Source organism: Variovorax sp. TLI9-5A (assembly GCF_056867935.1).
This window is the reverse complement of record NZ_CP200310.1, coordinates 5,291,201-5,303,481: the sequence shown is the minus strand read 5'-3', so window position 1 is coordinate 5,303,481 and position 12,281 is coordinate 5,291,201. Positions and strand designations below refer to the sequence as shown.

Sequence of the window (12,281 nt, the reverse complement as noted above, 5' to 3'; positions counted from 1 at the left end):
AAAGGCCGCTCGCTCAACCCTTGCCGGGGTCGCGAATGGTCTGAGGCGAGAGATCTTCGGTCAGGCCGAAGGGCGCGGAGTCGTCGTGCTTCGTGCCCTCCACGTCCTTTTTCTTGTCCTGCATGCGCTCGCGCGGCGCGGGGCCCCCGACGTCTTCTCCGGCTTTGGTCTTGCGTGCAGTGAAGTACTCCGCGCCGCCGATGTTGTCCACGCCGCCACTGGTGGTGGGGCGGGTGCCGTCTCCGGTGCCCGTGACGCGGATGTTGTTGCTACTGCTCATGGCGTGCTCCTTGTCTGGGATGAAGGGGAATCCAGCGCACCAGTGTTCGCAGCGCCTGCGCATGCGGGCGAAGGAATCGCCGTCGCTGCGGGTCGGTGGTTTCTTACGTGAGCGGTCTGGGCTACATACGGCTCAAGACCGTCGCTTGACGATGCTCAGCCTACCGTCGCGCTCCAGCACCGCGCGTTCGACCTCCTCCAACGGCACGCCACCGGCCTGCTGACGCAGGGCTTCGTTGAGGTCCTTGCGCGACACCAGCGCGTGGCGCATCGCGTATTCGTCCATTCGGCCGTCGCGCACCAGTGTGATCTTGTGACCGTTGATCAGGTCCTCAAAACCCTGCCACCGCATGCCGGCAAGAGCGACCAGCCGGTGCGTGACGACCAGCGCCGCGCCAGCCGCCATGGTGCTCCAGAAGGGCGAGGCGCCGACTACCGCGCGGCTCAGCACCGCGCCCAGCAGCACCGTGATGCAGGTGTCGAAGGGGCTCTGCTGCCCGAACGACCGCCGGCCCGAGGCGCGGATCATCCCCAGCGCGAGGAAGAAGACGACCAGCGCCCGCGCGGCCATCTGCCACGGAGTGAGCTCCGAGCCTTCGCCGAAGAGCCAGTCGATGAACTGCATCGCCGTCGTCATCACTGTCGTCGCTATTGCACCGGAGGCTTGGAGGGCTTGGGGGCCTGATAGCTGTCGTCGCAAGCCTGCTTCTTCTCTTTCTTGAACACGCTGAGCGTTCCGTCGCTCTCCAGTCGCGCGACGCGCACCTCCGAGAAATCCGCCACGCCTTGCTCGCGCAGCTTGCCGAGCAGCTCGTCCGTCCTGATCATCTCGCGCCTGAGCGCCCGCCGGTTCAGCCGGCCGTTGCGGATGAGCACCTCGGGGCGCGGCTCCAGGAAGCGCGCGACCGGCTCGAAGTGGAAGCTCAACCAGTCCAGCGCGAAGTTCCAGGCGACGAGCGTTGCGAGCAGCACGAGGCCGTCATCGACGGATTTGTATTCGCCCTGCATCGCGTTGCTCGACGCGTCGGCGACCAGCACCACGAAGAGCAGGTCGGCCACACCCATCGAGCCGATGTCACGCCGAAGCACGAAGCGGAACACCAGAAGCAGAAACCAGTACACCACCGTGCCGCGCACCACCATGTGCCATACCGGAAACTCACGGCCAAAAAGATCGGCAACTTCGCTCATGACTGCTCGATATGTCCTGGAGTCTGCAAATCGGTACACAACGTAGAGCGAATCGCATACGCACCATGTCGGCGAGGACTTCAGCAGTTTGTAGGCGCCGAAGATGTGGATACAGGGCGAATAGGCTGCACGTTGTTTCACAAGCAAAGGACGCGCGCCAGCCGACTCGATGCTGGCCTGCGTAGCGCAAAGACAAGTCGAGGCGCTGCTGATATTCGCGATACCAGACCCTATCCAATGGGCGATACGCCAAGTTCCTAGTTGGAAGCCTTGGCTGGCGTCCATAGCCGTTCGCTACGATGTTCGATTTTTGCTTCATCACGACGCTGGCACGACCGGCGATAGTCGGCCACAACCAGACTTTCCGGGCCACTTTCCAGTAAGACCATGCAACGACACACCCTGTATGCGTACGTGGACGGCTCTGACCTAGAAGACGTCGCCGTGCCCATCGAGGAAAGGCTTGTCCAGCTTGCCGTTGCGCCAGGCTGGGTCACTTCAAGGCCGACCGTGGTGAATCAGAAGACAGATGTGTCCGGCGGCCACCCTGACGACTTACCCGACTGGGACCTTGGCATCGACTTGGCACTGCCAGACCCAGGCGCCGAGCCTGAGGGATGGTTTGGAGATGTTGAGCGCGTTGCCGGGTACTTGGCGAAGCTGCACTCGACATTCGCCCGCGATTTCGTCATCGGCATTGCCGACAACGTCACGGGTGTCACCGAGGACCTCATCTTCGTCGAGTCCGATGCGCTAGACCTCGGCCGGCTGCGGAGCGCCATCGGTGTTCGCGGCGGCTAGCATCAGCGCCTCCACGCCGACGATGCGCTGCGTCTGCAGGTTCATCTTCGGCTGGTAGTGCATTTCCAGCTCGCCGCGCTCCAGCGCATGGCGCAGCGCGCTCTCCAGCATCAACTGCTCGGTGCTCTGCGCATTCATCTTCGCGGCGTAGAAGCGGTAGGTGTTGCGGCCCTTTTCCTTGGCGCGGTACATCGCGGTGTCGGCGTTCTTCAAAAGCGTCTCGGCATCGCCGCCGTTCTCCGGATAGACGCTCACGCCCACGCTGGCGCTGACGTGCAGCTCGCGTCCCTCGATGACGAAGGGCTCGGCGCAGCACTCCAGGATCTTTTCGGCGAGCACCGCGGCCTCGCTCGCGCTGTCGAGGTTCTCCATCAGCAGCACGAACTCGTCGCCGCCGAAGCGCGCCACCACGTCGGTGTCGCGCAAGAGCGCCGTGAAGCGCTTGCCGCAGGTCTTGATCATCTCGTCGCCCACGCCGTGGCCCAGCGTGTCGTTGATGTGCTTGAAGCGGTCCAGGTCGACGAACATCACGGCGAACAGCTTCTCCTGCCGGTTGGCGCGCCGGATGGCGCGGGCAAGCTCGTGCTGCAGCGCCGCGCGGTTGAGCAGCCCCGTCAGCTCGTCGTGGCTGGCCATGAAGCGAAGGGTCTTCTCGGCCTGCTTGCGCTGCCGGTACTGCACGATCTGCAATGCGATGACGCGCAGCGACTCCAGCGTCTCGGCGTCCGCGACGTACGGACTGGCGCCGAAAAGCTCCAGCGCCGTGGTCGCCTTCTTGGCTCTTGAGTATTAGTTCAAAGTCGGTGAGGCTGGCACCCCGATGCAAACACCAAGCCCATCCTCTTGGGAAAACCATCATCGGCTCTGCTCGGTTCGCGCGAAGGCATTCCGCCCGGAGGCGCAGCATTCAGGAATTTGGCGGATGAACCGCAGCACAAACGCGATCACGACCTTCGATCTTGGCTTGGTAGAGAGCCTTGTCGGCCGCCTCGATCAGTTCCTTCGACTGTCCGCTCGACGCAGAAGGCCTCAGCGCCTCCACGCGTTGTCAGACGCGGGGATACAGGACAGTTCAGCGTTGTCCGACGGCGCCTCGCGCGGGAGGAAACAAGACTCATGGCTTCACCACTGGAGGACAGAGAGACATGAGCAGCCGAGATCCACAAGGCCATCAGCACCCACAACCGCCGCGCGGGGAGTTCTGGCTCCTGGTCGCCGTGGCGGTCCTGATCGCCACGATTGCGCTTTTGCACCTTGCCGTACAACGCGAGCGCGCTGCCGGCTCCGGCGCGCTGGATTTTCAGCTTCTCTCCGGATCGCCGGCGGGCAGCGCTATCGAAGCGATGCGCGAGCCGGGCGAATTGCGATGACGCGATAACGCGAGCGATTCGACCGGACATGAAGAGCGTCCCCACACCCGCACCTCATTGCGGTGCAGTGGTCTGCGGGGACTCAGGAGACCTCGCTGCGTCTCTGGCGCCAGACGAGGCTGGCGACTGCTGAGGCACCGGGCGGCCATCACAACACGCTGGCGTCCGTGCCGTTCATGGTGCCGCCGAAGGCCATCCGCAAGACGCTGGGGGGTGCACGCTCGGGGATCGTTCGCCACCGGAAGGCTGTGGGCTGGGCAGCCACAGCCCGGTAGACCTTATCGGCGAGGCCGGTGAAGTGAGGGCCTCGCGCTATGGCAGTGCGGCGTTGACGCCGCCGGTGGACGTGATCGAGGACACAGGCGGTATCACGCTCTACGCGGATCTCCCTGGCGTCGCGCGAGAGAACCTTTCCCCTTCACGTCGAGGCTGCGACCTTGACCATCGAGGCCGAGTCGAATCTGACGGTGCCTGATGGCCTGAAGACCAGCCATACGGAGGTCGGGTTGGGACGATTCCGCCGCGTCTTCACGCTCAGCAAGGAACTGGACACTGAAAAGGTGTCGGCGGAGCTCGCGCAGGGTGTCCTGAAGCTGCGGATTCTCAAGGCGGAGCATGCGAAGCCCAGGCGGATCAATGTCGCAGTGACCTGAGCGGATGCGCGTGCAGCTGCGCGCAGGGCTGGCGACAGTACGTACCTCTGGGGGTAGCGTAGCTGTTGCCGTAGTCATCGCCTGATCCTAGCCGTAGGCATATGCCTACACGAGTCCTTGGTCAAAGTCCCGAAAGATATACCTTGGGGAGTAACGGATAGCCGGTGCGCAAAAGTGCATCACGAGGATTTTGAATGCCGATGGACTTTTTGCGGCGCATCGAAGAGGCGCCTTTCCCCTTGGCCGTTCTCGACGAGGCCGACATTCAATGCGCAGCCGTCCTGGTTGCCGCGAACTTCATTGAAGCCAGACTTCCGGAGCCGGGCGAGTCGATCAGGCGATCTGCCTTGATCCTACGTATCACGCCCCTTGGGCGGTCCGAGCTTGCGCGACTACGAAAACGGCGGGCATGAAAAAGCCACCCAAAGGCGGCATAGTTGGAATCGATCTGCAGATCAACCTGCCGCAAGTGGGCGTCGGATACCTCGGCGCTTGCGCACCGACGCCGAGAAATACCCGCTGCTAGCTCCTTCGACCTCGCAGAGTGCGTCGCCTTCGTTGGATCCATGACCACCCCTTGATGGTCACCGGCTCCGGGCCGGATCAAGATGGAACGACCGGCCGCTTACACAGCGGTTGCGTCGTGAGGGGTTCCCCGCGTCTGGGCGGTTGGTCGAGACTACCAGGGCGAGGATCAGAGGCCTGCATGGGCTGCCCACGAGAAATGCCTCTCAGCGACTTACCTCAGCGGTGGCGCACCACCGTCAGTTAGCGGCGGCCGGCCCCTCGCCGCAGCCGCAATCCTTCCCGCCCGCTCACCGACTGGAAGAACCAGTTACTCACGCCAGCGCGTGGACGTCTTTGGCTGCAAGGGCACCTTCGGCCTTGAAGACTAGAGCGGCGATAAACTTCGCACAAAGTCGGAGGGAACCCGATGCGCAATAAGCCGATCTATTCCCCTGTCGCGACACGCTACCGCGACTTCAACATCACGACCGCTCTTTCGAGAATTGATGGTGTGTTCGTCGCACATAGCTGCATCGTCCGCAGCATTGACGGTGATGAGATCTTTCGAGTGGAAGTTCACCAGGTGTGTCCAGACTTGGAGACCGCGCACGCAGCCGCGATGCGAGCTGGAATGCGTCGAATCGACGAGTTATTGGGCCCGGCGGACTGAAGCAGCCGCCGAGAGCCACGAACAGAGATGTGGTCCGGAGAGGTTGAAGCGCAAAACCCGGATCTCATTGGCGCTCCGCTTGCGTTGTCGGAGCCTCTGCAATTTCCAGACAGGCCTCGCAGGAAAAGCCACCCCACTCTGGCGCGCTCATTTTATGTCGTCGGTGTGCAGATAGACCGAGGTGGTCGCCACCGACGCATGGCCGCAGGTTGTCCCGAACCGTAGTCAGTTCGATGCCGCGCTCCAACGCGTGGGGCGCATGCGTCTGTCGCATCCAGTGCGGCGTCGCCCGCTTGAGTTTCTCCGAAATCGACCGGCTCACCGTCTCGAATTGCATTGCGGCATGAAGGAAGAAGCGGCGCAAGCCGCGAACTCTGATGCGATCTGGTTTCGAGTGGTATCGGCCTTCCGCCAGTAACGATTCACGCGCTCCCTTTTTTCTCGACGTCCTGCCTCAAGCCGATGAAGAACTGACGACTGAACTCCTCGAGCTTGTCTGGCGCTGCGTTCACTTCGACCAGATGAGACGGCAACTTTTCAAGAACTGCGGCGTATGGTTATCGCGCAGCCGCCCGCAACTGTTCGAGTACGCCGCCGACCCCAATCAGGAAATAGCGGAGTTGGCGAAGGACATCCTTGCCGACATAGGTGAGAGGACCGTCAGCAGTAAGCCCGCTTAAGAGCGGGTGGAGTATCTGTTGTGGGCCCACTGACGGCGACCCTCGCCACGCGTATGCTCGGCATGCTGGAGCGCCGAAGGCGTTTCCACACAGCCTCGGCCAGGATCGGACATTCGAGTGTGAAAACTGACTTCTCAACTCTTGATGCTTCAATTTTGGATATCCTCGCTGCGCGCCCAGCTCGGCTCATTGAGATTCAGGCAGGAGGCAGAGTCCGTGACAATGCACTCCTACTCGGCGTCGGGCAGGCGCGTCGCCGAGTAGGAGTGCGGACGTCACGATCAACGAGCGGCTACAGGAGATGCGAAGGTGTGGCATCGTTGTTTACGACCAGGCAACGAATCGATGGGAATGCTCCGCTCCAGTCCAGCGACCAGAATGAGCGTCTGCTGCGGGTCCGCGACGCGACGGACCTTTGGCTACAGTCGGCCACGACCGGTCGTTCGCCGCTCCGGCAAAATTTGGCTGAAAGAAGCCGTTTGAAAAGCCGTCCACAAAAAGCTTCATAGCGGCATTGCGCCCCCAGAAGGAGTTCCCCGCCCATGACCTGGTCACTGTTCTACCGCTTCGAAAACGAGGTGCCGACGGACTTTCACGAACTGCGCCAATTCGATAATTCGCTGTGGAGTGCAAACGGGAAGGTGAAAACCATGGGGCACTCCATGGTCGCCGAGTTCCCAAGTCCCCAAGCCGCAAAGGATGCCCTCGTGCAGCGCGGCAAAGAAATCGAGGCGCAGGGCTACAAACGGGTGCGCGAAGGCATACACGATCCCGCTCGCATCGACTTCCCTTTGCTCACCACTGAGATCCGCGAAGGTGCTCGCCGCGCCTTCCTGACCATCCGCGCGGCTCATCCTGACGAGACCATTCGCCTTTTCGCGCTTGGCAGCGATGACGGTGCAATGACCATCGTCCACGCTGCCGGCAGTCTCGCCTTGAGCGCTCTGGGTGACATGGACGATGAAAGCGAGGTCTGGCACTTCGCCGAGTGGCCCTACGAGGAGGGCGGTGAGTTCCTCGATATCGCTTACCGCATGATCCTGCCATGCCACCGCAGCGACTTGCCTTGCGATGTTGAATTCGACGTCCTGCACGCAGGCCTCTTCGAGGCTTGCATTGCCGCGATGGAACAGCTCGACCGTGAAGGTTTCTTCGGCACCGGCGAGGCGCGTGAAGAGGTTGTGCTGCTATGCCAAAGCGAAGGCACCGAGCATATGGAAGGCTCGATCGGCCGACTCAACACTTCTCGCGTGGTGAGTCGACTCGAACGCTGGATCAAGCTCTGCGAATGAGCTTCGATTGGGAGCTTGGCCGATTGCCGGGCGAACTGGGCGGGGGGCATCGAACGTCACCTCATGGCCCACTGTAGCCTGTCGGCGACCAGGCGCTTCGGGCCCGAGGCGGCTGTACACATTTCTCGATAGCGGACGTCCCGGTCAGCCGTGCGTTGAGGTTGCGTTGAACGCGGAGCTTCGCTCCGTCACCTCAACGAGAAAGTCCATCGCAGCCCGGACCGGGCCCGCGTTTTTCACGTCACGATGGACCACCAGCCAGATGTCGCGCGAAAAAGACGGCCCGTCGTTGGCCACGCGAAGCAATGTCTCGTCTGCTTCGCCCAAGAAGCAGGGAAGCCCGCCCACACCTGCGCCCGCACGAACTGCCGCGTGGTGGGCGTTGATCTCGCTGAGTTCGCAGGCTATAGGGCGCTTGCCCGCAACGCTACGAAGCCATTTTTGCTGCGGCATATCTTCGAATCGCGCATCGTAGGCAATGAACTCCCAAAGCTCCGGGTGCGGGAGCGCCTCGTAGCTCCGGCTCGCGTACAGAGCGAAGGGCATTGTTCCCAACTTCCGCACGACGCTGCCCGGTTCCGTTGGACGCACCAGCCGCACCGCAATGTCCGCCTCGCGCCGACTCAGCGACACCTGCTGAGCTTGGCCGGACACGGACAGCTGGATGCCAGGGAACCGTTTGCGGAACTCGGTCAGATGCTGCGCCAGGAAGCTTGCAACCAAGACCGGCGGCACGCTGACAGAAACTTGACCGGTGAGTGGCGACTGGTTGGCGCGGACGGCCCGCTCGATGGCGAACGCGTCGTCTTCCAGGGCCCGTGCCAGCGTGAACACGTGCGACCCCACATCGGTCAGACGACAGGCGCGCGGCAGTCGCTCCACGAGGCGCACTTGCAAATCGCGTTCCAGGGAGGTCAATCGGCGGCTGATGGTCGCGTGGTCAACCTTCAGTTCGCGGGCTGCGCCCGACAGGGTGCCCACCCGGGCGACAGCGAGGAAATGCCTCAGGTCTTCCCAATCGAACATCTGTGCATTTTCTCCAAGATGGATTGCATTTTTGTGGAGTTTACGCACAGAACTTTCATTCCTAGCATTCGGGTGTGCTATTTCGCGGGACAGTTTGATGGGAACAATTTTCTTGAGCCACCGCCAGCGCGGGACCCTGGTTGCAGCAGGCCTTGGATTCGTCGTGGTGCTGCTTGATGTCAGCGTCGTCAACGTCGCACTCGAAACCTTGCGTGTCAGCTTCGGCACCGATGTAGCCGGCCTGCAGTGGGTGGTCAATGCCTACACGCTGGTCTTCGCGGCACTGCTCTTGACCTCCGGAGCGCTTGGTGACCGGATGGGGGCCAAGCGGGTCTTCGTGGCGGGCTTCTCCGTTTTTACATTGGCCTCCCTCGCTTGCGGTCTCGCGCCGAGCTTAGCGTTGCTGGTAGTTTCGCGCGTCGTCCAGGGCATGGGGGCGGCTCTCCTGGTTCCCAGCTCCCTGATGCTGCTGCAGCAGGCATTTCCCAATCCTGCTCAACGCAGCCGTGCGGTAGGTTGGTGGGGAGCGGCCGGAGGTATCGCCTTGGCAGCCGGACCGGTGCTGGGCGGACTGCTCATTGCGCATGTGGGATGGCGTGGCATCTTTCTCATCAACCTGCCGATTGGTGCGCTCGGATTGGCGCTAACGCTGCGCTATGCGCCCCCCGCAGCCGCGAAGCCAAGCCGTGGACTTGACCTGCCAGGTCAGCTCGCGGCCATGCTTGCGCTCGCCTCCCTGACCACCGCTTTGACAGAAGCGAGTCGGCTGGGGTGGTTTCATCCCCTGGTCTGTGGGGGGATAGCAATATCACTCATCAGCGCAACTGCGTTCTACTGGCTGGAGCAGCACAGTGTGGAACCGATGCTTCCACTCTCGTTATTCCGTAGCACGACCTTTTCGATAGCGACCGCGGTGGGCGTGGTGGTGAATTTTGCCTACTACGGGCTGGTGTTCGTCTTCAGCCTGTTCTTCCAAGCGGTCCAGCAGCTCTCTCCACAACAGACCGGGTTGGCCTTCTTGCCTATGACGGCCATCCTGATGGTCATGAACATCGTCGCCGGAAGGTTGGTTACCCGCGTAGGTACGCGAGCCCTGATGGTCGCCGGACTGGCGCTCGCCTCGTTTGGCTATCTGCTGCTGCTTCGGGTCGACGCCGACCGCTCGTATCTGACACTGGTGCTACCGATGCTGCTTGCAGCAAGCGGCATCGCGTTGGTGGTTCCAACCATGACCAATGCGACTTTGTCAGCAGTCGACGCGGCGCATGCAGGTATCGCGTCCGGCGTCCTCAACTCGGCCCGTCAGATTGGAGGAATGCTGGGGGTGGCCGTGTGCGGGTTCTTCGTGCGAGACACTGAACCGGGCATCTTTCTGCACGGCATGCATGTGTCGCTTGCCTTGGCCGTCGTTCTCTTATCTGCGGGAGGCATCCTCAGCTACTTCGGGTTGAAAAAGCATACCCTTGCAGACATGACGGCGCAGCATGGATGAACCGGCAAGCTGACCGTCGGCTTCTGGCCGACTATTGCCCTCTACGCCGAGGGCTCGAACGGACCAAACTCTGAAGTGACCTCCCCTGCACGAATGGTGCGCATCCAGGTATCGAACATGTCTTCACCGACGCCTCGAGCAAGAAATGTGACGGTCGAGAACGCTCGAGAGATCTCACGGAGCATCTCGATCAGCGCTTCCGCCTCTATTCGGTTATATCCTTGACGCTCCAAGCCTTCGCCTGCAGCAGAAGCGCGCAAGTCATCCAGGACATCTCGTCCCCATTCGTTTCGAGTGACGAAATCCACGGCCGCACTGGAGACCATCTCAGGCGTGATGGCCCCCAGCGTGTAGTCCGCATCGTCCCAATCCAGTTCAAGGCGGGTGTAGTAGCTCATCTTTTTCGATCAAGTATTTGATGATGCTGGCCAAGGTGCCCGACTTCCGGTTCAAGGACTTCAAGGTCTGGATCGACACCCCCGACCGAGTCTTCGGCGAATACTCCGTCGAGGCGCTGGTGGTCGACACCGGCAAGGTGTATCAGCAGACCTATGCGGGCGTGCTGATCGCGGAAGGCGGCAAGATCAAGCTGCTGCGCGAGGCCCTGGACACCGCTGCCGCGGCCCGGGCGTTCAGCAAGGATTGACGCACGTCGTCTTGGAGCCGTCTCTGAATGGCCTGAACTCTCAACGAGATACCAGGCCTAGACGCAGCAGGCTCTCCGCGGTCGACACGATGGTTTCTTCGTTCGACCGTGGGCTCCACGCAAGCAGATGGCGTGCCTTCTGGTTCGAGGATTCGCGTCGCTTGCCGAGGCTGGGAACAAGTTGGCGCGCCGCGGGGCTGAACAAGGCGGACAGCCGAATCTGCCAGCTGGGCAACCGTTTCGTGGGAACCCTGGCCGCGGCGGTGCCCAGATGGCGCCGCAGAATGGCTGCCATGTCCTCGAGGGACACCAGACCACCCGCCACGCCGATGAATCGCTCCCCTTTCGCGTGGGGGCTCAGCATCGCCTTGATCTGCAGGTCCGCCACGTCGCGGACGTCCACGACGCCGAACGAGATGTCCGGCAAACCTGGCATCGCGCCTTCCAGCAAACGTTTGACGATGGCGATGGAGGACGACACTTCAGCGCTCAGCACCGGGCCGAAGATGCCGACCGGATTAACGACAGCCATTTCAAGGCCACGGCCCTCGGCCTTTACGAAATCCCATGCGGCTCGCTCTGCAATGACTTTGGAACGGATGTAAGGCGGGTTGGGCAAGGACGGATGGGTCCAGTCCGATTCCGTGTAGACAGCCCCGGAGGCCGGTTTGCCGCCGTACCCCACCGCAGCGAACGACGAGGTGACGACCACGCGTCGCACCTGCGCATCCCGTGCCGCGCGAAGGACACGCAGGGTGCCGTCGCGGGCCGGGCGGATCAACTCATCAGCGTCCTTGGGAGCGGTCGCTGGAAACGGCGAAGCCACGTGCAGCACATGCTCGCAGCCCGACATCGCGTCTTGCCAACCGTCGTCGCTCATGAGATCGGCCGTGACGAACTCGACGCTTCCCGCGGAGGACGCGTTCGTGGAGGCGAGCATCTGCCGGGTTCGCTCGGCGCTTTGCAGCGATCGAACAGTGGCGCGCACGCTGTGGCCGTGGCTCAGCAAGCTGAGAATGCAATGGCTTGCGAGAAAGCCCGATCCACCTGTCACCAGAACTGTATTCGTCATCGATCCTCCTGAGCGGGATGTTGCTGACAAGCGATACGTCCAACAAGTAGGATGATTTTTCTGACCAGTCTCAATTTCCAGACTCAAGCGACGATGAACATTCAGCCGATCCTGCCCAGAACCTACGCAGAGGACTGTGACAACTGCACAGGGCCGACCCGCATCGACATCCTGCGGTTTCAACGAACCATCCGTGCAATTACCGGGCGTTGGAAGATCGAGATCGTCTGCATGCTCGTCGAGGGACCGATGCGGTTCGGTGCGTTGAAACGGGGGCTGCCCGGCATCACGCAGCACATGCTAACCGCGCAACTCAAGGAGCTGGCCGCCAACGGCATCGTAATACGGCATGCGTTCGCCGAGAGCACGCCGCGCGTTGAATACGAACTGTCCCAAGCGGGGGTGGACCTGATCCCAACGCTGCGCGCAATGCTTGCGTGGTCGATCAAGTACGACAGATTCCTGGAATCTGATGCTGTCTCAGAGTTGGCGACTCCGGCCTCGGCCAGCGGAATGGCCGAGTAGCCGTCGTGCAGGATGCCGCAGGCAGGGGCCACGATGAGCACATACGGGCCGGCAGAACAACGCGCTGGCTTTGCGCC

Annotated in this window: 14 protein-coding genes and 2 pseudogenes; 8 read left to right on the top strand and 8 right to left on the bottom strand. The window is 62.0% G+C overall.

The genetic code is table 11. The features are described from left to right. Positions 1-13 precede the first annotated feature (13 nt). The 3 genes from AC1VNX_RS25230 to AC1VNX_RS25220 form a co-directional block, all read right to left on the bottom strand. Entirely contained in the window at positions 14-280 is a 267-nt protein-coding gene (locus tag AC1VNX_RS25230) for a hypothetical protein (RefSeq protein ID WP_483160367.1), read from the bottom strand. Positions 281-412: 132 nt separating this feature from the next. Next, positions 413-916 carry a DUF421 domain-containing protein gene (locus AC1VNX_RS25225; protein WP_483160366.1) on the bottom strand — a complete coding sequence of 168 codons (504 nt, stop codon included), beginning with the start codon at positions 914-916 and terminating at the stop codon, positions 413-415. A gap of 11 nt (positions 917-927) precedes the next feature. Further along, positions 928-1,470 carry a DUF421 domain-containing protein gene (locus AC1VNX_RS25220; protein WP_483160365.1) on the bottom strand — a complete coding sequence of 181 codons (543 nt, stop codon included), beginning with the start codon at positions 1,468-1,470 and terminating at the stop codon, positions 928-930. Between the two features lie 387 nt (positions 1,471-1,857). Between AC1VNX_RS25220 and AC1VNX_RS25215 the strand changes: the two genes are divergently transcribed. Next, the gene (locus tag AC1VNX_RS25215) at positions 1,858-2,271 is read left to right on the top strand and encodes a hypothetical protein (protein WP_483160364.1); all 414 of its coding nucleotides are present in this window, start codon (positions 1,858-1,860) and stop codon (positions 2,269-2,271) included. Here AC1VNX_RS25215 and AC1VNX_RS25210 read toward each other — a convergent pair. Then, positions 2,224-2,952 carry a putative bifunctional diguanylate cyclase/phosphodiesterase gene (locus tag AC1VNX_RS25210; RefSeq protein WP_483162011.1) on the bottom strand — a complete coding sequence of 243 codons (729 nt, stop codon included), beginning with the start codon at positions 2,950-2,952 and terminating at the stop codon, positions 2,224-2,226. The genes AC1VNX_RS25215 and AC1VNX_RS25210 overlap by 48 nt on opposite strands. 464 nt (positions 2,953-3,416) lie before the next feature. Between AC1VNX_RS25210 and AC1VNX_RS25205 the strand changes: the two genes are divergently transcribed. Continuing rightward, positions 3,417-3,641, top strand: a complete 225-nt coding sequence (locus AC1VNX_RS25205) for a hypothetical protein (protein ID WP_483160363.1) — start codon at positions 3,417-3,419, stop codon at positions 3,639-3,641. A gap of 280 nt (positions 3,642-3,921) precedes the next feature. Further along, positions 3,922-4,294: pseudogene (locus AC1VNX_RS25200) on the top strand (Hsp20/alpha crystallin family protein). A gap of 1,324 nt (positions 4,295-5,618) precedes the next feature. Here AC1VNX_RS25200 and AC1VNX_RS25195 read toward each other — a convergent pair. Then, positions 5,619-5,835, bottom strand: a pseudogene (locus AC1VNX_RS25195) (tyrosine-type recombinase/integrase); the annotation flags it as partial. Positions 5,836-5,848: 13 nt separating this feature from the next. Here AC1VNX_RS25195 and AC1VNX_RS25190 point away from each other — a divergent pair. Both AC1VNX_RS25190 and AC1VNX_RS25185 read left to right on the top strand, forming a co-directional pair. Then, positions 5,849-6,151 carry a hypothetical protein gene (locus AC1VNX_RS25190; protein ID WP_483160362.1) on the top strand — a complete coding sequence of 101 codons (303 nt, stop codon included), beginning with the start codon at positions 5,849-5,851 and terminating at the stop codon, positions 6,149-6,151. 542 nt (positions 6,152-6,693) lie between these two features. After that, the gene (locus AC1VNX_RS25185) at positions 6,694-7,443 is read left to right on the top strand and encodes a DUF4303 domain-containing protein (RefSeq protein ID WP_483160361.1); all 750 of its coding nucleotides are present in this window, start codon (positions 6,694-6,696) and stop codon (positions 7,441-7,443) included. A gap of 144 nt (positions 7,444-7,587) precedes the next feature. Here the strand turns inward: AC1VNX_RS25185 and AC1VNX_RS25180 are convergent, their stop codons facing one another. After that, positions 7,588-8,469: a LysR family transcriptional regulator gene (locus AC1VNX_RS25180; protein ID WP_483160360.1), complete on the bottom strand. Its 882-nt coding sequence runs from the start codon at positions 8,467-8,469 to the stop codon at positions 7,588-7,590. 97 nt (positions 8,470-8,566) lie between these two features. Here AC1VNX_RS25180 and AC1VNX_RS25175 point away from each other — a divergent pair, with 97 nt between their 5' ends. After that, a complete protein-coding gene (locus AC1VNX_RS25175; RefSeq protein ID WP_483160359.1) occupies positions 8,567-9,961 on the top strand; it encodes an MFS transporter in 1,395 nt (464 codons plus the stop codon). 41 nt (positions 9,962-10,002) lie between these two features. Here AC1VNX_RS25175 and AC1VNX_RS25170 read toward each other — a convergent pair whose 3' ends face one another. Then, the gene (locus tag AC1VNX_RS25170) at positions 10,003-10,359 is read right to left on the bottom strand and encodes a hypothetical protein (RefSeq protein ID WP_483160358.1); all 357 of its coding nucleotides are present in this window, start codon (positions 10,357-10,359) and stop codon (positions 10,003-10,005) included. A 20-nt stretch (positions 10,360-10,379) separates the two neighbouring features. Between AC1VNX_RS25170 and AC1VNX_RS25165 the strand changes: the two genes are divergently transcribed. Then, positions 10,380-10,607: a nuclear transport factor 2 family protein gene (locus AC1VNX_RS25165; protein ID WP_483160357.1), complete on the top strand. Its 228-nt coding sequence runs from the start codon at positions 10,380-10,382 to the stop codon at positions 10,605-10,607. 40 nt (positions 10,608-10,647) lie between these two features. Here AC1VNX_RS25165 and AC1VNX_RS25160 read toward each other — a convergent pair whose 3' ends face one another. Continuing rightward, a complete protein-coding gene (locus tag AC1VNX_RS25160) occupies positions 10,648-11,679 on the bottom strand; it encodes an SDR family oxidoreductase (protein WP_483160356.1) in 1,032 nt (343 codons plus the stop codon). Between the two features lie 51 nt (positions 11,680-11,730). Here AC1VNX_RS25160 and AC1VNX_RS25155 point away from each other — a divergent pair, with 51 nt between their 5' ends. Continuing rightward, positions 11,731-12,204, top strand: a complete 474-nt coding sequence (locus AC1VNX_RS25155; RefSeq protein ID WP_483160355.1) for a winged helix-turn-helix transcriptional regulator — start codon at positions 11,731-11,733, stop codon at positions 12,202-12,204. Positions 12,205-12,281 lie beyond the last annotated feature (77 nt).

Coding starts and splice junctions, on each gene's coding strand:
- AC1VNX_RS25230 (WP_483160367.1), bottom strand. CDS start 280: ATGAGCAGTAGCAACAACATCCGCGTCACGGGCACCGGAGACGGCACC.
- AC1VNX_RS25225 (WP_483160366.1), bottom strand. CDS start 916: ATGACGACGGCGATGCAGTTCATCGACTGGCTCTTCGGCGAAGGCTCG.
- AC1VNX_RS25220 (WP_483160365.1), bottom strand. CDS start 1,470: ATGAGCGAAGTTGCCGATCTTTTTGGCCGTGAGTTTCCGGTATGGCAC.
- AC1VNX_RS25215 (WP_483160364.1), top strand. CDS start 1,858: ATGCAACGACACACCCTGTATGCGTACGTGGACGGCTCTGACCTAGAA.
- AC1VNX_RS25205 (WP_483160363.1), top strand. CDS start 3,417: ATGAGCAGCCGAGATCCACAAGGCCATCAGCACCCACAACCGCCGCGC.
- AC1VNX_RS25190 (WP_483160362.1), top strand. CDS start 5,849: ATGCGATCTGGTTTCGAGTGGTATCGGCCTTCCGCCAGTAACGATTCA.
- AC1VNX_RS25185 (WP_483160361.1), top strand. CDS start 6,694: ATGACCTGGTCACTGTTCTACCGCTTCGAAAACGAGGTGCCGACGGAC.
- AC1VNX_RS25180 (WP_483160360.1), bottom strand. CDS start 8,469: ATGTTCGATTGGGAAGACCTGAGGCATTTCCTCGCTGTCGCCCGGGTG.
- AC1VNX_RS25175 (WP_483160359.1), top strand. CDS start 8,567: ATGGGAACAATTTTCTTGAGCCACCGCCAGCGCGGGACCCTGGTTGCA.
- AC1VNX_RS25170 (WP_483160358.1), bottom strand. CDS start 10,359: ATGAGCTACTACACCCGCCTTGAACTGGATTGGGACGATGCGGACTAC.
- AC1VNX_RS25165 (WP_483160357.1), top strand. CDS start 10,380: ATGATGCTGGCCAAGGTGCCCGACTTCCGGTTCAAGGACTTCAAGGTC.
- AC1VNX_RS25160 (WP_483160356.1), bottom strand. CDS start 11,679: ATGACGAATACAGTTCTGGTGACAGGTGGATCGGGCTTTCTCGCAAGC.
- AC1VNX_RS25155 (WP_483160355.1), top strand. CDS start 11,731: ATGATTTTTCTGACCAGTCTCAATTTCCAGACTCAAGCGACGATGAAC.